This is a genomic window from Nitrospirillum amazonense, from assembly GCF_007828045.1.
Classification (GTDB): Bacteria; Pseudomonadota; Alphaproteobacteria; order Azospirillales; family Azospirillaceae; genus Nitrospirillum; species Nitrospirillum amazonense_C.
The window spans coordinates 163,232-182,371 of sequence record NZ_VITN01000003.1 but is presented as its reverse complement, the minus strand read 5'-3'; the positions used below and the strand labels follow the sequence as shown (position 1 = coordinate 182,371).

Here is a 19,140-nt window from a genome sequence, read left to right as displayed (position 1 = left end):
AGTATGCCGGGATGTCCGCCACGACGGCGGCGGCCAGGACCGCAGCGACGCTGCTGACGCTGGCCTTGCTGGCGGGCTGCGCCAGCCAGCCCACGGTAACGGCCCCGCCGCGCGCCGCGCAAGCGCCGCAGCAGGCGCCCCAGCCGCAAGCGGCCCAGCCCCAGCCCGAGGCGGCCCCGGTCCAGGCGGAAGCGGCCCCCGCGCCGGCCACGGTGCCGGCGGATGAGACGGTGCGCGTGGCCCTGCTGCTGCCCCTGTCGGGCAAGGCCGCCAGCCTGGGCGAGGCCATGCAGCAGGCGGCGCAGATGGCGCTGTTCGACACAGCCGACAGCCATTTTCAACTGTTGATCCGCGACACCAAAAGCACGCCCGAGGGGTCGGTGGCCGCGGCGCAGGACGCACTGGCCGCCGGCGCCACCCTGTTGATCGGCCCGGTCTACGGCGTGGACGCCAAGGCGGTGACGCCGGCGGCGGGCACGGTGCCGGTGCTGAGCTTTTCCAACGACGCGACGGTGGCCGACACGCACGCCCCGGCGGGCGGCACCTGGGTGCTGGGCTTCCAGCCGCAGGACCAGGTGGCCCGCGTGGTCAGCTACGCCGCCAGCCGCGGCCTGACCCGCCTGGCGCTGCTGGCCCCGGTGGGGAGCAACGGCGACATGGTGGAGCAGGCCATGCGCGACGCCGCCGCCAAGGCAGGCGCCGACGTCACCCGCGCCGCGCGCTATCAGCCCACGCAGAAGGATGTCAGCGACACCATCAAGCGGCTGTCCAACTTCGAGCAGCGTCACGCCCAGATGGCGGCGGCGCGCGAGACGGCCGCCGCTGCCAAGGAGGGGGGGAAGGACGGCAAGCCGGCGGCGGCCGTGGAGGATCTTTCCTTCCAGGCCATCCTGATCGCCGAGGGCGGCCAACGGCTGAAGGAGGTGGCGCCCCTATTGCCCTTCTTCGACATCGACCCCGGCCCCGTGCGCTTCCTGGGCACCGGCCAGTGGGATGAGCCCGGCATCGGACGCGAGCCGGCCTTGGTGGGGGGCTGGTACGCCAGCGCCGCCCCCGACGCGCGCCAGGGCTTCGAGAAGCGGTTCAACGACGTGTACGGCCAGCGCCCGCCGCGCCTGGCCACCCTGGCCTATGACGCGACCGCCCTGGCCGCCGTGCTGGCCAAGGGCCATAAGGCCTATGTGCGGGAAAACCTGACCGACCCCAACGGCTTCGCCGGCATCGACGGGGTGTTCCGCCTGCTGCCCACCGGCCAGGTGGAGCGGGGCCTGTCCGTGCTGGAAGTGACCAAGACCGGCGTGACCGTCGTGGATCCGGCACCCACCAGCTTCACGCCGGCGGCGGCCCCGGCGCCCAGCCCGAACACCGGATCATAAGTCGTCTACCGGGACACGGTGCGCGGCGCGCCCATATCCAGGTAGAAGCCGTCCAGGTCGGCGCTGTCCAAATCGAGAAGACCGAGGTCGGTGGCCAAGTCCTGGGCCAGGGATCGTCGGGTGGCGGCGGCGGCCAGTTCGAACCAGGCGAGGCGGGCCACGCGGCTGGCGGCCGAGTGGTCGGTGTCGCGGCGCAGTTCCCCGGCGATGAAGCCTTGGCTCATTGAGCCGGCGGACGCCTGCGCATAACCGGCCTTCATGCCGGCGGGGGAGAACCGATCCAAACCATGCTCCATCGTCATGTCTGCCACACACAAGGTGGGCGTCGGTTCACGTGCTGTTAATTAGATAGTGACCGAAATGGCGCGGTTCGGGTAGAAAAATTATGCTTAAAAATTAGTTAAAACAGTGTGCGGCCGCGAACGCGGCACCACCTGCGGTGGCCGGCGGCTTTTCTCAGCGCGTCCCACCCCTTGGGAAAAGCTGGGACAGCAGGAACAACGCGGCCGCAGCAACCACCACCGCCGGCCCCGCCGGCAGGTCGGCGCGGAAAGAGGCGCCCAGGCCGCCGCAGACCGACAGCGCGCCGATGGCGGCGGCCAGGCCGGCCATGATTTCCGGCGTGCGGGCGAATCGGCGGGCGCAGGCGGCCGGGATGATCAGCAGGGCGGTGATCAGCAGCACGCCCACCACCTTCATGGCCAGCGCGATGGTGGCGGCCATCAGCATCATGAAGCCCAACTGCGTGGCCAGCACGGGCACACCCTCCACCCGCGCCAGATCCTCATTCACCGTCATGGCCAGCAGGGGACGCCACAGCCAGGCCAGCAAGACCAGCACCACCGCCCCGCCGCCCCAGATCCAGGCCAGGTCCCCGCCGCTGACGGCCAGGATGTCGCCGAACAGATAGGACATGAGGTCCACCCGCACCGTCTGCAGCAGGGCCACGGCGATGAGGCCCAGGCTGAGCGTGGTGTGGCTGAGCAGCCCCAGCAGCGTATCGGTGGCCAGCTTGCGCTGACGCTGCATCAGCACCAGCACGCCGGCCAGCGCCAGGCCCACCAGCGCCACCGCCAGCATCAGGTTGATGCCGGCGACGAAGCCCAGGGCGATGCCCAGCAGGGCGGCATGGGACAGGGTGTCGCCGAAATAGGCCATGCGCCGCCAGACGACGAAGCAGCCGAGCGGTCCCGCCACCAAGGCCACGCCGATGCCGCCGGCCAGCGCGCGCAACAGGAAATCATCCATGGGGGTGCTTGTCCTTGGGCCCGGGGTCATGCGGGTGCTGACAGCCGGGCGTGGCGGCGCCATGGCTGTGCGGCCCGGCGGCGGACAGCCAGGCCGGCATGGCCAGCGGATCGATACCGAACAGGGCCTGGAAATCGGGATGGCGGCGCACATCCTCCGGCCGGCCGGCGCAGCAGACATGGCCGTTCAGGCAGATCAGCCGGTCGGTGCCGGAAATGGCGTAGCTGAGATCATGGCTGACCATCAGCACGCCACAGCCATGGCGGCGGCGGATGGCGTCGATCAGGGCGTAGAGGGTGGCCTGGCCGGCCACGTCCACCGCCTGCGCCGGTTCGTCCAGCACCAGCAGGTCGGGCCGGCGCAGCAGGGCGCGGGCCAGCATGACGCGCTGCAGCTCCCCACCCGACAGGGATTGCACCGGGCTGTCGGCCAGGCTGGCGGCGCCCACCTCGCGTAGCGTCTCATCCACCGCCGCATCGGTCACCGGGCCCCAAAGGGCCAGCAGCCGCCGCACGGTCAGGGGCAGGGTGGCGTCCACGGCCAGGCGCTGGGGCATGTAGCCGATGCGCAGGCCGGGCTTGCGCCACACCGTGCCGCCGCTGGGCCGCTGCAGCCCCAGCACGGCGCGCAGCAGGGTGGACTTGCCGGCGCCATTGGGGCCCACCAGGGTCACCACCTCGCCAGCCGACACCACCAGGTCCACCGACTGCAGCACCGTGCGCCGGCCGAACTGCACCGTCAGGCCCGTGGTCTTGATAAGCGCCGCCTCAGGCGACATCTCTGGGAACCCTGGCTGAGCGAACTCTGGCTGGGCAAACTCTGGCTGAGACGGCATGGGCCCTTCCTGGCGGGGAAACCGGTCCCAGGTGCCAAGGCGCCTGCGACACGGGTATGCGTGCCCCCCGGCTTTACGGCATCCGGACCGACTTGACAAATGTTATAGTATAACATTGCATGTGGGAGACGACCGTGTCCCCGGCGCTTTTTACCCGATTGGCTTCCCATGTCCCCCTTCCGCATCCTGTCCCTGGTCGCCCTGCTGTGGCTGGCGTTCACCGTCCCGTCGCGGGCGGACGCGCCCACGGCGCCCAAGGTGGTGGCGAGCGTCAAGCCGGTGCATTCCCTGGCGGCGGCGCTGTTGCAGGGGGTCGGGCAACCGAAATTATTGGTCGACGGCACAGCCAGCCCGCACAGCTTCAGCCTCAAACCCTCGGACGCCACCGCCCTGTCCCAGGCCGACATCGTGTTCTGGATGGGCCCGACCTTGGAGCCCTTCCTGGTGAAGCCGCTGGCCAGCCTGGCCCGGGGCGCCCACATCGTCACCCTGATCGAGGCGCCGGGCCTGCGCCCCCTGGCCCTGCGCAGCGCTGGCGCCTGGGCGGATGACGATTCCCACCAGGATGGCCATCCCCACTTGATGCCCGCCGTGGTGGGCGGGGCCGCCGACAACCAGATCGACGGTCACGCCTGGCTGGATCCCACCAACGCCAAGGCCATGGCCCGCGCCATGGCCGACGCCCTGATCCAGCACGACCCGGCCGACGCCGCGCGCTATCGCGACAACCTGGCCGCCCTGCTGCGCAGCCTGGACGCCCTGGACGCGGAGATCGGCGCCATCCTGGCACCCGTCAGCGCCAAGCCCTTCGTCGTCTTCCACGACGCCTTCCATTATCTGGAGGCGCGCTACCGCCTGGACGGCGTGGGCGCCATCACCCTGAACCCGGAGGTGCGGCCGGGTGCCGCCCGCCTGAGCCAGCTGCGCGCCCGCATCCAGGCCTCCGGCGCCACCTGCGTCTTCGCCGAACCGCAGTTCGAGACGGCGCTGATCGGCACCCTGGTGGACGGGACCCAGGCCAAGCGCGGCGTGCTGGACCCCGAGGGCGCCCTGCTGCCCGCCGGCCCTGATCTTTACGCCACCTTGATGCGCGCCAACGCCCATGCCCTGGCGGGATGCTTGGGCGGGTAAGCTGTGTTAAGACCGCCCCATAATGAGATTGGTGAGGGCGATGTCATGCGGATCGGGATCGTGGGCTGCGGCGGCCGGATGGGCCGCATGCTGATGCGCGAGGTGCTGGGCACCCCCGGCGCCACCCTGTCCGGCGGCACCATGCGGCCGGGCAATCCCGACCTGGGCCGCGACCTGGGTACCCTGGCGGGGCTGGACCCCGCCGGCATCGTCTCCACCAGCGATGTGGACGCCCTGTTCGCCGCCAGCGACGCCATCATCGACTTCACCACCCCCGCCGGCACGGCCGCGCACGCCGCGCTGGCGGGCCGCCACAGCACGGCCCTGGTGGTAGGCACCACCGGGCTAAGCCCCGACCAGCAGGCCGCCATCGACGCGGCCGCCAAGACGGCCGCCCTGGTGCAGGCGCCCAACATGAGCCTGGGCGTGAACCTGCTGCTGGCGCTGGTTGAGGACGTGGCACGCACCCTGGGGCCGGACGTTTGGGATATCGAGATCGTGGAGATGCACCACCGCCACAAGGTGGACGCGCCCTCCGGCACCGCGTTGGGCCTGGGCCGCGCCGCCGCCGCCGGCCGTGATGTCGACCTGGCCGCCGTGTCCGACAGGGTGCGCGACGGCCATACCGGCGCGCGGGAGGCCGGCCACATCGGCTTCGCCACCCTGCGCGGCGGCGACGTGGTGGGTGACCACACCGTGATCTTCGCGGCGGAAGGTGAACGCATCGAGCTGACCCACAAGGCCGGCAGCCGCGCCATCTTCGCCCGGGGTGCGGTGCGCGCCGCGATCTGGGCCGGCGGCAAGGGCCCCGGCCTCTACAGCATGCGCGACGTGCTGGGCCTGTAATGGCCGACGCCGCGCCGGGTTTCCCGCCCCACCCGGCCTGCGGGGCGCGTTGTCAAAGACTTAATTGACCGCCCTGGATCGCGGCGCGACAGTCGGGGCGGGAGAAATCGCCTTGGATGCCGTGCCGTGAAGGAAAAAGAACTGCGCATGGCGCTCGTCTGCTACGGCGGGGTGTCGCTGGCCGTGTACATGCACGGCGTCACCAAGGAACTGCTGAAGCTGGCCCGCGCCTCGCGCGTTTTCCACGGCACCCACGATCCCCGGCTGCGCAACACCGGCAGCTATCAGGCCCTGCAGGACGACCTGGCCCGCCGCATCGGCTACAGCAGCGGCGCCAGCCTGGACGGCGGCGCGCAGACCCCGGACACGGAGGAGGTCTACGTCGCCCTGCTGCAGGAGGTGGGCGCCCATATCGACCTGCGCATCGTCATCGACGTCATCGCCGGATCGTCCGCCGGCGGCATCAACGGCGTGCTGCTGGCCCGCGCCCTGGCCCATGACCTGGACCTGGACGCCCTGACCGAACTGTGGCTGGACGGCGCCGACGTCACCAACCTGATGGTGGAGGACGGCCGGGCGACGAAGTGGAGCAAGTGGTTCCTGAAGCCCTTCCTGGCCTATGGCCTGGGCCGGCTGATGCGCCTGGCGCCGGATGACGAGATGCGCTGGAAGCTGTCCATGTTCGTGCGCTCACGCTGGTTCAAGCCGCCCTTCGACGGCATGCGGCTGATGGAGATGCTGCTGGACGCGGCGTCTTCCATGGGCCGGCCGGTCAGCCCCTACGCCTCGCTGCTGCCGGCGGGGCAATCCCTGTCGCTGTTCGTCACCGTCACCGATTTCCACGGCTTCCTGCAGCGCATCCCCGCCCATGACCCACCGACTGTGGAGGAGCGGGAGCATCGCCACGTGCTGAAGTTCCACTACCGCCGCTGGCCCGGCGGCCGGGTGGACACGGATTTCGGCGAGGGCGCCATCCCCGGGCTGGTGTTCGCCGCCCGCGCCACATCTTCCTTCCCTGGCGCCTTCACGCCGGCGCACCTGCGGGCGTTGGACGGCCTGCTGGCCCGGCGGGGGCGGGGCTGGCCGGAGCGGGAACGCTTCCTGAAACGAAACTTCCGCCGCTACACGGCCGCCGGCGTGGACCCGGGGCGCATCAGCTTCATCGACGGTAGCGTACTGAACAACAAGCCCTTCGCCGAAGCCCTGCGCGCCATTTCCGGCCGCCCGGCCTACCGCGAGGTCGACCGCCGGCTGATCTACATCGACCCCGACCCCGCCCATCTTAAACGGGTGGCCAAGGCGGAGACGCCGGGCTTTTTCCGCACGCTCAAGGGAGCGTTGTCCGACATTCCGCGCAATGAGCCGGTGCGCGATGAACTGGTATCCATCGACCGCAACAACGCCCGGGTGCGCCAGCTGCGCTCCGTCATCGACGCCGCCCGCCCCGGCATCACCCAGCTGGTGCATGAGGTGGTGGGGGGTGAGCCGCCGGCGGAACTGACCTACGCCCAAATCCATGACTGGCGGGAAATCGCCAACGGCCGCGCGGCCCAGGAGGCGGGCTTCGCCTATGAGGCCTATGTCCGCCTCAAGCTGACCTCAGTCCTGGACGCCATGGGCCGGCTGGTGGCGGTGGGTTGTGGGTATCAGCCAGGTACGGCCGCCGCCCGCCAGGCCACGGAGGCGCTGCACGCCTGGGCGCGGGCCACCGGCATCACCCCCGACCAGGTGACGACCTGGAGCCTGGAGCGGCGGGGCGACGGCCTGCCGGGTGGTGACGCCCCGCCCTGGGTACGCTTCCTGCTGGCCTTCGACGTGGGCTTCCGCGGCCGGCGCCTGCGCTTCGTCATCCGCGCCCTGAACGAGCTGTATTCCCGGCTGGATGAGGATGAGTTCGCCGATGTCGCCGCCCGCGACCTGGATGAGATCAAGGCCAACCTGTACGACTGCCTGGAACGGCTGCGGGTGTACGAGTCCGGTGCCTTCCTGAACGCCGACGAGCGCGAGGCCCTGGCGGTGCCCTTCGTCGAGCCCCTGGCCATGGGCCGCCAGCCGGACGTGGCGGCGGTGGACCAGGTGATGTGGGACCTGGCGCGGCGCATCGACCTGAACGCCATCAACCAGCAGGTGGATGAGATCTTCGCCCTGATGGGCCTGAACATGCTGGGCGTGGCGGCACGGCGGGAGCTGTTCGTGGCCTATGTCGGCTTCGCCTTCTGGGACGTTCTGACCTTTTCCATCAGCGGCTGGCGCGAGCTGGACGACCTGGAGGAGGTGCGGGTGGACCGCATCAGCCCGGACGACGCCCGCTTCTGCCAGGCCATGGGCGGCGCCATCCCCCTGAAAGGGCGGGAAATCAACCATTTCGGCGCCTTCTTCAGCCGCGTGCACCGTGAGAGCGATTATCTGATGGGCCGCTTGCATGCCGCCGACCGCCTGGTGGATCTGGTCCTGGACGCCGCCGGCCACCCGCCGGGCGTGGATGGTCCCGGCCTGAAGCGCCGCCTGTTCGCCGCCATCGCCCGGACGGAGCGCCAGCGCCTGGGGGACAAGTCACCGGCGTTGCGCTGGCTGGAAACCATGCTGGCGGAAGGCGCTTACCCGGCATGAGGCCAGCCTCATGCCGTAGGCCGCGACTGCGGCCGCCGGAGCGTTCCGGAGAGCGGACTGGAAGGCGAGGATAAGCCAAGCCAGCGGATGCTGGCGCCCGGGGTTTGAGGGAGCCTTAAACCAAACCCTGGCGATGTTTGGCCAGGGCCTGGTTGAGGGTGCTGGCCACCTGTACCCGTTCCTCCATGGGCAGGAAGGCGCCCACCACCAGGCGCTTGCCGTGGCTGGTCAGCACCACCTGGCTGTCGTGGTGGGCGGGGTCATCGATATGGACGCGCAGCCAATAGGGGATGAAGGACCAGCTGCGGCTGGCGCGGCGAGGTTCCACCCGTTCCACCGTCAGGGCCTGGTCGGTCAGCTCCACCCGCTCATACAGCCGGGCGGAGCGGTAGCTGGCGCGGAAGGCCAGGTAGATCACCAGCACGTCCACGCCGCAGAAGCCGATGACCGGCCAGGCGCCGCGCAGGAAGAAGAGCAGGCCCACGCCGAAGCTGACGGCCGCCACGATGCCCATGAGGACGCGGAACCCCTGCGGCGACAGGCTGCGATGGGGTCGCAGGATGACGGTGAGCCAGGTCTGCCTCAGGGTGGTTTCGTCATGGATCATGAACAAAACAGTAGGGCGGCCTCACCACCCGGTAAAGGCCGCCCCGTGCGGGGCATCAGGCCCCGGTCATGCTTTCCGCGCTTGGGTGCGCATGCCTTAGCTACGGGTGATCGAGATGCCGCCATCCACCAGCTGGGCGGTGCCGGTGACGAAGGACGAGTCGTCCGACGCCAGATAGAGGACGGCGCGGGCCAATTCCTCCGGCTGGCCGGCGCGGCGCAGGGCGTGGGCGTTGTTCAGCCAATCGCGCTTCTCCGCCGTGTCGTTGGCGGCGTGGTACATCTCGGTCTCCACCGCGCCCGGCAGCACGGCGTTGACGCGCACACCCTGAGGGCCGAACTCGGCGGCCAGCGCCTGGGTCAGGCCGATCAGGCCGGACTTGCTGGCGGCGTAGGCGGCCAAGCCAGGGAAGGCGAAGGTGTGGCCGACGAAGGTGGAGGTGAAGACCACCGAACCGCCACCGTTCTTCACCATCTGGCCGATCTGGTGCTTGGCGCCCAGGAAGGGGCCGGTCAGGTTCACGGCCAGGGTGTTGGCCCAGCCGGCCTCGCTTACGCCGGTGCTGGGCCCGGCCTCGCCCAGGGTGCCGGCGTTGTTGAAGGCGATGTCCAGGCGGCCGAAGCGGTCCACCGCCAGGGCCACCAGGGCCTGGTTATAATCCTCGTGCTGGACGTCGCCGGCCAGCGCCACGGCCTGGCCGCCGGCGGCGGTGATCTCGGCCACCAGGTTGTCCAGTTCCGTCTGGCGGCGGGCACCGACCACGACCTTGGCGCCCTCCGCCGCGAACAGTTTGGCGGTGGCGCGACCGATGCCTGAGCTGGCGCCGGTGACGAGGGCGACCTTGTTCTGCAAACGAGCCATTTTTTACTCTCCGATGCTGGGGTCGGCGCGACATCCGCGCCGCTGACGAACCAAGGTTTACCCTTCAGCAGACCTTGCATCGATGGCATGAAAATGAGTTTATGATTCATCTTTCCTGAATAATTAGAAGGCCACCCCATGGACAGGCTCCGCGCGTTCGAGGTGTTCGCCACGGTGGTGGCCCGGGGCGGCTTCGCCAGGGCGGCGGACGCCCTGAACACCTCCCCCGCCAACGTCACCCGCTATGTCAGCGAGTTGGAAGGCTACCTGGGCAGTCGGCTGCTGAACCGCACCTCGCGCCGGCTGTCGCTGACCGAGGCGGGCGAGGCGCTGTATGAGCGCGCGCAGACCATCCTGGAAGAGGTGGCGGAGGCGGAGGCGCTGGCCTCCGCCACCACGCTGAAGCCCCGGGGACGGCTGCGGGTGAACGCGCCGCTGAGCTTCGGCATCCGACACCTGGCGCCGCTGTGGCCCCGGTTCATGGTGCTGTATCCCGACGTGCTGCTGGACATCGCCCTGACCGACCGGGTGGTGGACATGGTGGAGGAAGGGTTCGACCTGGGCATCCGCATCTCGCGCGGCGGGTCGCCCACCTATGCCGCGCGCAAGCTGGCCACCTCCCGCAACGTGCTCTGCGCGTCGCCAGAATACTTGGCCCGGCACGGCGTGCCGCAAACGCCGGACTGCCTGGCCAATCATGTCCGCGTCGCCTACAGCTATACCGGCGTGCCGGAGGATTGGGTGCTGCTGGACCCGGAGGGTAAGCCCGTCACCGTGCGCGTCCCCATCCGCCTGGTGACCAACAACGGCGACACGGCGCGGGCCGCGGCATTGGCCGGGCAGGGCATCATCTGGCAGCCCACCTTCCTGATCGGCGACGATCTGCGCGCCGGCCGCCTGGTGCCGGTGCTGCCGGACCACCGCATCCCCGACATCGACATCCTGGCCGTCTATCCCAGCCGCCGCCACGTCAGCGCCAAGGTCCGGGCCCTGATCGACTTCCTGGCCGACGCCTTCCACGGTACCCCGGCGTGGGAGTGCCAATCCGGCGACGCCGCTTGATCGAACCATGGTGCCGCCCGTAGATTTGCCGGCCCGCTAGACGACCGGGCGCAAATAAACCTAGGCCGCGACCGCGGCCGCCGGAGCTTTCTGGGGAGCGTCAGCGGACTGGAAAGCGAGGACAAGCCTAGGGGCGGATGCCCCGCCGGCGTTTGAGGCCCCGAACATGAAACGCGCGAACATCGAGGAATTCTTCCGCAGGCTGGCGGAGCGGGACCCGGAGCCGAAGACGGAACTGGAGTATGTGAACCCCTACACCCTGCTGGTGGCGGTGGTGCTCTCGGCCCAGGCCACGGACGTGGGTGTGAACAAGGCGACCAAGGCGCTGTTCAAGATCGCCGACACCCCGGCGGCCATGGTGGCGCTGGGGGAGGCCACGGTGCGGGACCATGTGAAAACCATCGGCCTGTACAAGACCAAGGCCGCCAACGTCATCCGCCTGTCGGAAATCCTGCTGGAGAAGCACGGCGGCCAGGTGCCGCGCCAGCGCGAGGACCTGGAGGAACTGCCGGGCGTGGGCCGCAAGACGGCCAACGTGGTGCTGAACGTGGCCTTCGGCGAGCCGACCATCGCCGTCGATACCCATATCTTCCGCGTGTCCAACCGCACCGGCCTGGCGCCGGGCAAGACGGTGGAGGCGGTAGAGGAGAAGCTGGTGAAGGTGGTGCCCAAGGCCTACCGCCTGCACGCCCACCACTGGCTGATCCTGCACGGCCGCTATATCTGCAAGGCGCGCAAGCCCGACTGCGCCGTGTGCAGCGTCATCGACCTGTGCGCCTATGAGGCCAAGACGGTGCTGACCGCCTAAGTCGTTCCGGAAATGAAACGGGCCAGTCCCAAGAAGGGCTGGCCCGTAAAGATCTGGCAGGTGGCGAGGCTTATTCCTCGGTGCCCGTGGCCACGACGGCCTCGACTTCCTTCACGGGGCGAGCCCGGGATTCGCCGGTCAGCGTCTCGATGGTGCCGACCAGCAGGCCGCCCTGTTCCACTTCCAGCACACCGTAGCGGATGTTGCCCTGGATGCGGCCGGTGGAGCGGACGCGCAGGGTGCCGCGCACGGAGATATCGCCTTCGAAACGACCGCCGATGTCGGCCTCGTCGATCTCGACCGAGCCCTTGAACAGGCCGCTGTCGGTCACCTCTATGGCGCGGCCCTCGCGCAGCTTGGCCTCCACCGTGCCTTCCACCACCAGGATGTCGCAGGCGGCGATCTCACCGGACAGGGAAATCTCACGGCCGACGATCAGTTTGCGCATGTCGTTGGTAGGCAAGGGGGCATTTCCTTCGGTACCGGTGGGGGCGACGCGCCGGGGCGGCGTGCCGGGAATTTCCACGACACGGCGCGGAATGTCACTACGAAAACCACCGGTGGCGGCACCGGCGGGCGCCGGAGTCGCGGGCGTGGCCGGCACCGGCGTGGCGCCACCCCCAAGGCCGCTGTTCCCCAGGCCGAGCGAAGGCTGACCCGGCGTCGGTGTGGGGCCGGGCGTCGGCGTCTTGAACTGCATATCGATCCCCTTGTCTAAGGGCCCCCTGCTGGCCGCGGCCAGATTGGACGAGGGCTCCGGTTCGGAAACGGGTTCCACGGCCGGGGAGGCCGGGGGCGTGGGCTCAGCCACCGGAACAGGCGTGCGAAGGTCGGCCGGCTTGGCCGGGTCGCCGCCAACGGGGCCCAGGTTCGGTCGGTTACGTCGGAACATCGGCGTTGTCCCCAAATCTTCGTGTCGCGCGGCCAGCCTGACCCGTTCAGGGCCCGGACCGGTCGTTGAAGGTCGTTCTTTTTATGAGTTCGCCCGGGGTGCGACCGGCAGCGGACTTCGCGTTCCGCCTGTGGGCAGGAACCCGCCGAACAGGTGGAGCATGAAGGCCGTCGCCAGAACCGGCGCGAACAGATTCACAACAGGCAGCAAGGAAATAAAGGCAATAATGAGGCCTGCGCAAAAAATTCGCCCCCTATAGCGCAGACGGAGTAGGCGTGCCTGGTCCGGGGGCATGCGGCGCACCGCCACCTGGTCGAAATACTGCCGCCCCAGCAAGAAGCCGTTGGCCAGCGGATAGGCCACGGCACCCACCGGCGGCAAAAGCCATAAGGGCAGCACGGCGACGTTGACGATGATCAGCAGAGCTGTGAACCGCAGGGCGATGGCGGCCTCTTCCACTACGCCGGCGTCGCGCGGCGGCGGCAGGGTGGGGTACCACCGACGCTCCACGGCGCGGGCCACCGGTTCCAGCAGCATGCCGGCGATGGCCGCCACCACAACCAGGAAGAAGTACCAGGCCAGCGCCACGACGCCCAGGGCGCCCGCCACCGTGATCAGGGGATCCAGCCAGGCCCTGCCCGTGGGGTGCAGACGGTCCAACCCCCAGGAGACGGCGCCCCCCAGCAGAATGAACGACAGCAGCGTCAGGATGAAGGAACGCGCCATCACCCGCAGCAAGGCGGGGTCGAAAGCCTGGGCAAGGGTGCGGAACAGGGCGCGGACCATCTCAGCATCCTAGGTAGTATGCCCCCGCGCTTGCCGCAAGCGGCCCCATCTCTATACTGCGGCCCAAGTTTTTGCCGATCCGGAGGATTTTAAGTGACGGCTGAATTGGATGTGGTGGGGATCGGCAACGCGATCGTTGACGTGATCACGCAGACGACCGACGTATTCCTGGCGGACAACCGCCTGGACAAAAACAGCATGCGCCTGATCGATACGGCCGAGGCCGAGGCGCTGTACGCCAAGATGGGCCAGGGCATGGAGATGTCGGGCGGTTCCGCCGGCAACACCATGGCCGGCATCGCCATGCTGGGCGGCAAGGGCGCCTTCATCGGCAAGGTGGCGGGCGACCAGCTGGGCCAGGTCTACCGCCATGACATCGAGGCGGTGGGCTCGCGCTTCGTCACCACCGACCTGGCCGACGGCACGCCCACCGGCCGCTGCCTGATCCTGGTGACGCCGGACGCCGCGCGCACCATGAACACTTACCTGGGCGCCGCCGTCCGCCTGACCCCGGCCGACATCGACGCGGCGCTGATCGCCTCGGCTCAGGTCACTTACATGGAAGGCTACCTCTGGGATCCGCCGGCCGCGAAGGAGGCCTTCCTGAAGGCGGCGTCGGCCGCCCACGGCGCCGGCCGCAAGGTGTCGCTGTCGCTGTCCGACGCCTTCTGTGTGAACCGCCACCTGGACAGCTTCCGCGACCTGGTGGCCGGCCATGTCGATGTGCTGTTCGCCAACGAGGCGGAGATCACCGCGCTTTACGGCACCGACTTCGACCAGGCGGTACAGGCGGTGCGCGGCCAAGTGGCCGTGGCGGCGCTGACCCGCAGCGAGAAGGGTGCCGTCATCGTCACGCCGGAGGAGATCGTGACCGTGCCGGCCGCCCCGGTGGCCAAGGTGGTGGACACCACCGGTGCCGGCGACCTGTTCGCCTCCGGCTTTCTCTACGGCTACACCCGGGACCGCGACATGGCCGCCTGCGGCGCCATGGGTGCCATTTGCGCAGCCGAGATCATCAGCCACTACGGCGCGCGGTCGCAGGCCGACTTGCGCCAATTGGTGGCGGGCGTCTAAGCGGCGCCCCTTCCAAGGGAATGGCGGTTGCGGATGGGCGGTCCCGCATGGGCGCCCATCCGGCGCCGCTATCCTTTGCCCGCTTTTTTTCGCAGGTGCACTCGCATAGACTGCGCCGCGCCGGGCACCCCTTCGGGGCCCGAACCCATCATCACGGTTCAACCGTTTGTCGTGACGCAAAGGCAACTTCCATGGACATGAGCAAGATCCCGGTCGGCAAGAACGCCCCGTGGGACATCAACGTCGTCATCGAGATCCCGCAGGGCGGTCAGCCGGTGAAGTACGAGGTGGACAAGGACTCGGGCGCCATCTACGTCGATCGCTTCCTGCACACCGCCATGTACTACCCGGCCAACTACGGCTTCGTGCCGCACACCCTGTCGGGCGACGGCGACCCGGCGGACGTGCTGGTGGTCAGCAACACCCCCGTGGTCCCGGGCGTGGTGCTGCGCTCGCGCCCCATCGGCGTGCTGCTGATGGAGGACGAGGCCGGCATGGATGAGAAGATCCTGGCCGTGCCGGTGGACAAGCTGCACAGCTTCTACACCAACGTCAGCAGCTACAAGGACTTGCCGGAGATCCTGGTGGAGCAGATTGCCCACTTCTTCGAGCACTACAAGGACCTGGAAAAGGGGAAGTGGGTGCGCATCGTCCGCTGGGGCGACGCCGACGAGGCCGCCAAGATGATCAGCGACGCCATGGAGCGCTACAACGCCCAGAAGTAAGCGTTCAGCCTGGCGCTGAAGGTTGGATCGGGGCGGTGCCGCAGGGCGCCGCCCCTTTTCCTTTGGCGCATGTCACGCGCCCTTGGTCGGCGGCACCGATGCGGCTACGCTTCAGGAAAGCTTGAGACATGTCATGGCCGTGCCACCGGGCGCTGCTATGGTCGCCCCCAAGCCACGACCGGCAGAGAACAGAAGGAAGGCCATATGACCATCCGCAACCTGCATCACCTGTTCAAGCCGTCGTCCATCGCCCTGATCGGCGCCAGCCGCCGTCCGCACACCGTGGGCGCGGTGGTGGCCCGCAACCTGTTCGCCGGCGGCTTCGACGGGCCCATCATGCCGGTGAACCCGCAGGAACGCTCGATCGAGGGGGTGCTGACCTACCCCGACGTGGCGTCGCTGCCGGTGGTGCCGGACCTGGCCGTCATCTGCACACCGCCCTCCACCGTGCCGGAGCTGATCCGCCAGTTGGGCGAGCGCGGCACCAAGGCCGCCGTGGTCATCACCGCCGGCTTCGCCGAGATGGGGGAGGCGGGCAAGGCCCTGCAGCAACAGGTGCTGGACGCCGCCAAACCCCATCTGCTGCGCGTGGTCGGGCCCAACTGCCTGGGCGTCATGGCGCCCGGCAACGGCCTGAACGCCAGCTTCGTCCATGTGCCGCCGCTGCGGGGCGACATCGCCCTGCTGGCGCAGAGCGGCGCCGTCGTCACCTCGGTCGTCGATTGGGCGACGCCGCGCGGCATCGGCTTTTCCCACCTGGTGTCGCTGGGCGGCATGGCCGATGTCGACTTCGGCGACCTACTGGACTTCATGGCCCAGGACGGGCACACGCGCGCCATCCTGCTGTATGTCGAGGCCATCGCCCACGCCCGCAAGTTCATGTCGGCCGCCCGCGCGGCGTCCCGGTCCAAGCCCGTCATCGTCATCAAGGCCGGCCGGTCGGACGAGGCGGCGCGCGCCGCCAGTTCCCACACCGGCTCGCTGGCCGGGGCCGACGCCATCTACGACGCCGCCTTCCGCCGCGCCGGCATGCTGCGCGTGGGGGAGCTGAGCGAGCTGTTCGACGCGGTGGAGACGCTGGCCACCGGCGTGCAGATCAAGGGCGACCGCCTGGCCATCCTGACCAACGGCGGCGGCATGGGCGTGCTGGCCACCGACAGCCTGATCGAGCAGGGCGGCCGCCTGGCCCAGCTGTCACCCGAGGCCATCGCCAAGCTGGACAACCTGCTGCCCCCGACCTGGAGCCACGGCAACCCCATCAACCTGCTGGGCGACGCCAACGGCAAGCGCTACGCCGACGCCCTGGCGGTGCTGCTGGAGGAGAAGGGCTGCGACGCCATCCTGGTGATGAACTGCCCCACCGCCGTCGCCGATAGCGGTGAGGCGGCGCGCGCCGTCATCGACGCCCTGCGTGGCAAGCGCTTCCCCGTGCTGGCCAACTGGCTGGGCGAGGGGGCGGCGGTGGAGGCGCGGCGCCTGTTCGCCGCCAACCGCATCCCCAGCTACCAGACCCCGGACGAGGCCATCCGCGCCTTCATGCACCTGGTGCGTTACCGCCGGAACCAGGATGAACTGATGGAGGTGCCGTCCACGGTGCCGGATCAGTTCGTGTACGACGGCGTGGCCGCCCGGGTGCCCATCGAGCACGCCCTGGCCGAGGGCCGCGCCTGGCTGTCGGAGTACGAGGCCAAGCAGGTCCTGCGCGCCTATGGTATCCCGGTCGTGGAGACGGTGACCGCCGCCAACCCGGAGGAGGCGGAGGAGGCCGCCCGCAGGCTGGCCATGCCGGGCCGGAACAGTCGGCTGGCCCTGAAGATCCTGTCGCCCGACATCACCCACAAGTCGGACCTGGGCGGCGTGGCCCTGAACCTGGCGCCGGACGAGGTGCGGCTGGAGGCGGAGGCCATGCTGGCCCGCATCCGCGCGGCCGCCCCCGGCACCCGCATCGAGGGCTTCACCGTGCAGCAGATGGCCCACATGCCAGGCGCGGTGGAGCTGATCGTGGGCATGGCCGATGACCGGCTGTTCGGCCCCGTGCTGGTGTTCGGCCAGGGCGGCACGGAGGTGGAGGTGGTGCAGGACAAGGCCCTGGCCCTGCCGCCGCTGAACATGAACCTGGCGCGCGACATGATGGCCCGCACCCGCGTGCACAAGCTGCTGCAGGGCTATCGCCACCGCCCGCCGGCCGACCTGACCGCCATCGCCCTGACCCTGAACAAGGTGTCGCAGCTGGTCATCGACTTCCCCGAGATCCAGGAATTGGACATCAACCCGCTGTACGCCGGGGCGGACGGCGTCATGGCCCTGGACGCCCGCATCCGCGTGGCGCCGCCGCTGGAGCCGGGGGCGGCGCGCCTGGCCATCCGCGCCTATCCGAAGCGGCTGGAACAGCATGTCCAAATCCATGATGGGCGCGAATTCCTCATCCGGCCCATCCGGCCGGAGGATGAGCCGCTGATCCACGACATGATCGCCCGCACCGCCATCGAGGACATCCGCCTGCGTTTCTTCGCGCCCATGCGCCGCCTGTCGCGCGCCATGGCCGCCCGCCTGACCCAGATCGACTATGACCGCGAGATGGCCCTGGTGGCCATCGCCCCCGACCCGGCGCCGCCGCCGGCCGAGGGGTCGGACCTGCGCCCGGGTGACGAGGCCATCTTCGGCACCGTGCGCATCACCGCCGATCCGGACAACGAGAAGGCGGAATACGCCGTGCTGGTCCGCAGCGACATGAAGGGCAAGGGCCTGGGCTATCTGCTGATGACCCGCATCCTGGATTACGCCCGCACCCGCGGCATCCGCGAGGTGTTCGGCGAGGTGCTGCGCGAGAACGTCACCATGCTGCAGATGTGCCGCGACCTGGGCTTCAAGCAGACCGACTATCCGGACGACCCCGGCATCGTCGAGGTGCACTACACCTTCGGCTGAAACGCCCGCCGCCGAAGACTAGAAACAGACATCAAATTAAGTAAAATTGTTGGCATTCCAGGTGTCGTCTGCGGATGACTCCCCGAGGGCGTCGCATGACTGCCCGGTTATTTACACCGTCGGCGCGTATTGACTCATCCCTAAGGAAAGCGTTGAGTCGTTCGCATGATTGTCCCGCCCACCATCGCCCAGGCCGTGCCGGCACCGGTACTGACGCCGCAGCAACAGTCGCCGACGCAGAATCCGTCGTTCCTGGCGGCCGTCGCTGGCGCGCAGGGTGCCGCCAAGCCGGTGGCGACCCAGACGGCCAACGCGGCCCAGCCGACGGGCAAGTCCGAAGGCAGCAAGGACAACCGCAGCGGGACCGATACCGGCCAGGCGACCGACACCGGCGCCAACGCCGTCCGCGCCCGCAGCAGCGCCCATCCCTGGCGCGGCCAGATGCTGGACGTGACGGTTTAGTCGGTTCCCTCAGACGGCGGACGCGGTCGCGTCCTACAGCGGCATGAATGCCTCATGCCGTTGGTAAACCGTTCCGCCTAATCGGCAGCGGCCTTAGACATCAATATCGATCATCACCGGCACATGGTCCGAGGGCTTCGGCCCCCAGCCGCGCGCCTCGCGCAGCACGGTGTAGCCCAGCAGCTTCGGCACCAGCGGCGGCGTGACCCAGATATGGTCCAGGCGCCGGCCGCGATCGGACAGGCCCCAGTCGGCGGAGCGATAGGACCACCAGGTGTAGAGCTTCTCCGTGGCCGGCAGGAAATGGCGCACAGCGTCCACCCATTCCCCCGCCCGCATCATCGCGTCCATCTTCTCCACCTCGATGGGGGTGTGGGAGATGACGTTCAGCAGCTGGCGGTGGGACCAGACGTCGCTTTCCAGGGGGGCGATGTTGAGATCCCCCACCAGGATGCGGGGCTTTCCCCGGTCCTCCAGCGCCTCGCCCCAGGCCGCCAGCTCATCCAAGAAGCGCAGCTTGTGCCGGAATTTGTCGTTCAGGTCGGGGTCGGGGATGTCGCCGCCAGCGGGGATGTAGAAATTGTGCAGCTCAATCCCGCCCGGCAGCTCCGCCTGCACATGCCGGCAGTCCTGCCGCTCGCACCACAGGGTGCCGCCCGTGCCGGACAGCGGCAGACGGGAGAGGATGGCGACGCCGTTGTAGCTTTTCATCCCGCGCACGTGGACATGGACATAGCCGCGCGCCGCCAGTTCCTTCAACGGGAAGGCGTCGTCGATGACCTTGGTTTCCTGCAGGCAGAGGACATCGGGGCCGTAGTCGTCGATCAGGCGCAAGACCATGTCCAGGCGCAGCCGCACCGAATTGATGTTCCAGGTGACGATGCGCAAG

18 protein-coding genes are annotated in these 19,140 nt (G+C 69.1%); 10 read left to right on the top strand and 8 right to left on the bottom strand.

What is annotated here, in order from left to right; all coding sequences use genetic code 11:
* The first annotated feature begins 11 nt into the window (after nucleotides 1–11).
* Nucleotides 12–1,376 (top strand): penicillin-binding protein activator, encoded by a 1,365-nt coding sequence (locus FBZ89_RS06135; protein ID WP_145749139.1) that lies wholly within the window; start codon nucleotides 12–14, stop codon nucleotides 1,374–1,376.
* A 5-nt stretch (nucleotides 1,377–1,381) separates the two neighbouring features.
* Here FBZ89_RS06135 and FBZ89_RS06130 read toward each other — a convergent pair whose 3' ends face one another.
* The 3 genes from FBZ89_RS06130 to FBZ89_RS06120 all read right to left on the bottom strand — a co-directional run bounded on the left by FBZ89_RS06130 (nucleotide 1,382) and on the right by FBZ89_RS06120 (nucleotide 3,402).
* Entirely contained in the window at nucleotides 1,382–1,678 is a 297-nt protein-coding gene (locus FBZ89_RS06130) for a hypothetical protein (protein WP_145749138.1), read from the bottom strand.
* A 154-nt stretch (nucleotides 1,679–1,832) separates the two neighbouring features.
* Nucleotides 1,833–2,624 (bottom strand): zinc ABC transporter permease subunit ZnuB, encoded by a 792-nt coding sequence (gene znuB, locus FBZ89_RS06125; RefSeq protein ID WP_145749137.1) that lies wholly within the window; start codon nucleotides 2,622–2,624, stop codon nucleotides 1,833–1,835.
* A complete protein-coding gene (locus FBZ89_RS06120; RefSeq protein ID WP_145749136.1) occupies nucleotides 2,617–3,402 on the bottom strand; it encodes an ATP-binding cassette domain-containing protein in 786 nt (261 codons plus the stop codon). Before FBZ89_RS06120 ends, znuB begins: the two co-directional genes overlap by 8 nt.
* A 225-nt stretch (nucleotides 3,403–3,627) precedes the next feature.
* Here FBZ89_RS06120 and FBZ89_RS06115 point away from each other — a divergent pair, with 225 nt between their 5' ends.
* From FBZ89_RS06115 to FBZ89_RS06105, 3 genes are all read left to right on the top strand, one after another.
* Nucleotides 3,628–4,590 carry a zinc ABC transporter substrate-binding protein gene (locus FBZ89_RS06115; RefSeq protein WP_145749135.1) on the top strand — a complete coding sequence of 321 codons (963 nt, stop codon included), beginning with the start codon at nucleotides 3,628–3,630 and terminating at the stop codon, nucleotides 4,588–4,590.
* Between the two features lie 45 nt (nucleotides 4,591–4,635).
* On the top strand, nucleotides 4,636–5,436 hold the full coding sequence (gene dapB, locus FBZ89_RS06110; protein ID WP_145749134.1) for a 4-hydroxy-tetrahydrodipicolinate reductase: 801 nt from the start codon (nucleotides 4,636–4,638) through the stop codon (nucleotides 5,434–5,436).
* A gap of 126 nt (nucleotides 5,437–5,562) precedes the next feature.
* Nucleotides 5,563–8,046 carry a patatin-like protein gene (locus FBZ89_RS06105; RefSeq protein WP_246172061.1) on the top strand — a complete coding sequence of 828 codons (2,484 nt, stop codon included), beginning with the start codon at nucleotides 5,563–5,565 and terminating at the stop codon, nucleotides 8,044–8,046.
* A gap of 115 nt (nucleotides 8,047–8,161) precedes the next feature.
* Here FBZ89_RS06105 and FBZ89_RS06100 read toward each other — a convergent pair whose 3' ends face one another.
* Together FBZ89_RS06100 and FBZ89_RS06095 are read right to left on the bottom strand one after the other, a co-directional pair.
* Complete coding sequence (locus FBZ89_RS06100) at nucleotides 8,162–8,653, bottom strand: DUF2244 domain-containing protein (protein WP_145749133.1); 492 nt, start codon at nucleotides 8,651–8,653, stop codon at nucleotides 8,162–8,164.
* A gap of 96 nt (nucleotides 8,654–8,749) precedes the next feature.
* Nucleotides 8,750–9,514, bottom strand: coding sequence for an SDR family oxidoreductase (locus FBZ89_RS06095; RefSeq protein ID WP_145749132.1), 765 nt, complete (start codon nucleotides 9,512–9,514; stop codon nucleotides 8,750–8,752).
* 138 nt (nucleotides 9,515–9,652) lie between these two features.
* Here FBZ89_RS06095 and FBZ89_RS06090 point away from each other — a divergent pair, with 138 nt between their 5' ends.
* Nucleotides 9,653–10,576, top strand: a complete 924-nt coding sequence (locus FBZ89_RS06090) for a LysR family transcriptional regulator (protein WP_145749131.1) — start codon at nucleotides 9,653–9,655, stop codon at nucleotides 10,574–10,576.
* Nucleotides 10,577–10,742: 166 nt separating this feature from the next.
* Nucleotides 10,743–11,384, top strand: a complete 642-nt coding sequence (nth, locus tag FBZ89_RS06085) for an endonuclease III (RefSeq protein WP_145749130.1) — start codon at nucleotides 10,743–10,745, stop codon at nucleotides 11,382–11,384.
* A 70-nt stretch (nucleotides 11,385–11,454) separates the two neighbouring features.
* Here nth and FBZ89_RS06080 read toward each other — a convergent pair whose 3' ends face one another.
* Complete coding sequence (locus FBZ89_RS06080) at nucleotides 11,455–12,084, bottom strand: bactofilin family protein (protein WP_246172060.1); 630 nt, start codon at nucleotides 12,082–12,084, stop codon at nucleotides 11,455–11,457.
* 273 nt (nucleotides 12,085–12,357) lie between these two features.
* Nucleotides 12,358–13,062 carry an EI24 domain-containing protein gene (locus FBZ89_RS06075; RefSeq protein ID WP_145749128.1) on the bottom strand — a complete coding sequence of 235 codons (705 nt, stop codon included), beginning with the start codon at nucleotides 13,060–13,062 and terminating at the stop codon, nucleotides 12,358–12,360.
* Between the two features lie 93 nt (nucleotides 13,063–13,155).
* Here FBZ89_RS06075 and FBZ89_RS06070 point away from each other — a divergent pair, with 93 nt between their 5' ends.
* From FBZ89_RS06070 to FBZ89_RS06055, 4 genes are all read left to right on the top strand, one after another.
* Nucleotides 13,156–14,136 (top strand): adenosine kinase, encoded by a 981-nt coding sequence (locus FBZ89_RS06070; RefSeq protein WP_145749127.1) that lies wholly within the window; start codon nucleotides 13,156–13,158, stop codon nucleotides 14,134–14,136.
* A 191-nt stretch (nucleotides 14,137–14,327) separates the two neighbouring features.
* On the top strand, nucleotides 14,328–14,861 hold the full coding sequence (ppa, locus tag FBZ89_RS06065; RefSeq protein ID WP_004271346.1) for an inorganic diphosphatase: 534 nt from the start codon (nucleotides 14,328–14,330) through the stop codon (nucleotides 14,859–14,861).
* Between the two features lie 204 nt (nucleotides 14,862–15,065).
* The gene (locus FBZ89_RS06060; protein WP_145749126.1) at nucleotides 15,066–17,789 is read left to right on the top strand and encodes a bifunctional acetate--CoA ligase family protein/GNAT family N-acetyltransferase; all 2,724 of its coding nucleotides are present in this window, start codon (nucleotides 15,066–15,068) and stop codon (nucleotides 17,787–17,789) included.
* Nucleotides 17,790–17,954: 165 nt separating this feature from the next.
* Nucleotides 17,955–18,251 (top strand): hypothetical protein, encoded by a 297-nt coding sequence (locus FBZ89_RS06055; RefSeq protein WP_145749125.1) that lies wholly within the window; start codon nucleotides 17,955–17,957, stop codon nucleotides 18,249–18,251.
* A 93-nt stretch (nucleotides 18,252–18,344) separates the two neighbouring features.
* Here the strand turns inward: FBZ89_RS06055 and xth are convergent, their stop codons facing one another.
* On the bottom strand, nucleotides 18,345–19,139 hold the full coding sequence (gene xth / locus FBZ89_RS06050; protein WP_145749124.1) for an exodeoxyribonuclease III: 795 nt from the start codon (nucleotides 19,137–19,139) through the stop codon (nucleotides 18,345–18,347).
* Between the last annotated feature and the right edge of the window lies 1 nt (nucleotide 19,140).

Coding starts and splice junctions, on each gene's coding strand:
- nth (WP_145749130.1), top strand. CDS start 10,743: ATGAAACGCGCGAACATCGAGGAATTCTTCCGCAGGCTGGCGGAGCGG.
- dapB (WP_145749134.1), top strand. CDS start 4,636: ATGCGGATCGGGATCGTGGGCTGCGGCGGCCGGATGGGCCGCATGCTG.
- FBZ89_RS06090 (WP_145749131.1), top strand. CDS start 9,653: ATGGACAGGCTCCGCGCGTTCGAGGTGTTCGCCACGGTGGTGGCCCGG.
- FBZ89_RS06100 (WP_145749133.1), bottom strand. CDS start 8,653: ATGATCCATGACGAAACCACCCTGAGGCAGACCTGGCTCACCGTCATC.
- FBZ89_RS06055 (WP_145749125.1), top strand. CDS start 17,955: ATGATTGTCCCGCCCACCATCGCCCAGGCCGTGCCGGCACCGGTACTG.
- FBZ89_RS06075 (WP_145749128.1), bottom strand. CDS start 13,062: ATGGTCCGCGCCCTGTTCCGCACCCTTGCCCAGGCTTTCGACCCCGCC.
- FBZ89_RS06130 (WP_145749138.1), bottom strand. CDS start 1,678: ATGACGATGGAGCATGGTTTGGATCGGTTCTCCCCCGCCGGCATGAAG.
- FBZ89_RS06080 (WP_246172060.1), bottom strand. CDS start 12,084: ATGCAGTTCAAGACGCCGACGCCCGGCCCCACACCGACGCCGGGTCAG.
- znuB (WP_145749137.1), bottom strand. CDS start 2,624: ATGGATGATTTCCTGTTGCGCGCGCTGGCCGGCGGCATCGGCGTGGCC.
- FBZ89_RS06115 (WP_145749135.1), top strand. CDS start 3,628: ATGTCCCCCTTCCGCATCCTGTCCCTGGTCGCCCTGCTGTGGCTGGCG.
- FBZ89_RS06135 (WP_145749139.1), top strand. CDS start 12: ATGTCCGCCACGACGGCGGCGGCCAGGACCGCAGCGACGCTGCTGACG.
- FBZ89_RS06060 (WP_145749126.1), top strand. CDS start 15,066: ATGACCATCCGCAACCTGCATCACCTGTTCAAGCCGTCGTCCATCGCC.
- ppa (WP_004271346.1), top strand. CDS start 14,328: ATGGACATGAGCAAGATCCCGGTCGGCAAGAACGCCCCGTGGGACATC.
- FBZ89_RS06095 (WP_145749132.1), bottom strand. CDS start 9,514: ATGGCTCGTTTGCAGAACAAGGTCGCCCTCGTCACCGGCGCCAGCTCA.
- FBZ89_RS06120 (WP_145749136.1), bottom strand. CDS start 3,402: ATGTCGCCTGAGGCGGCGCTTATCAAGACCACGGGCCTGACGGTGCAG.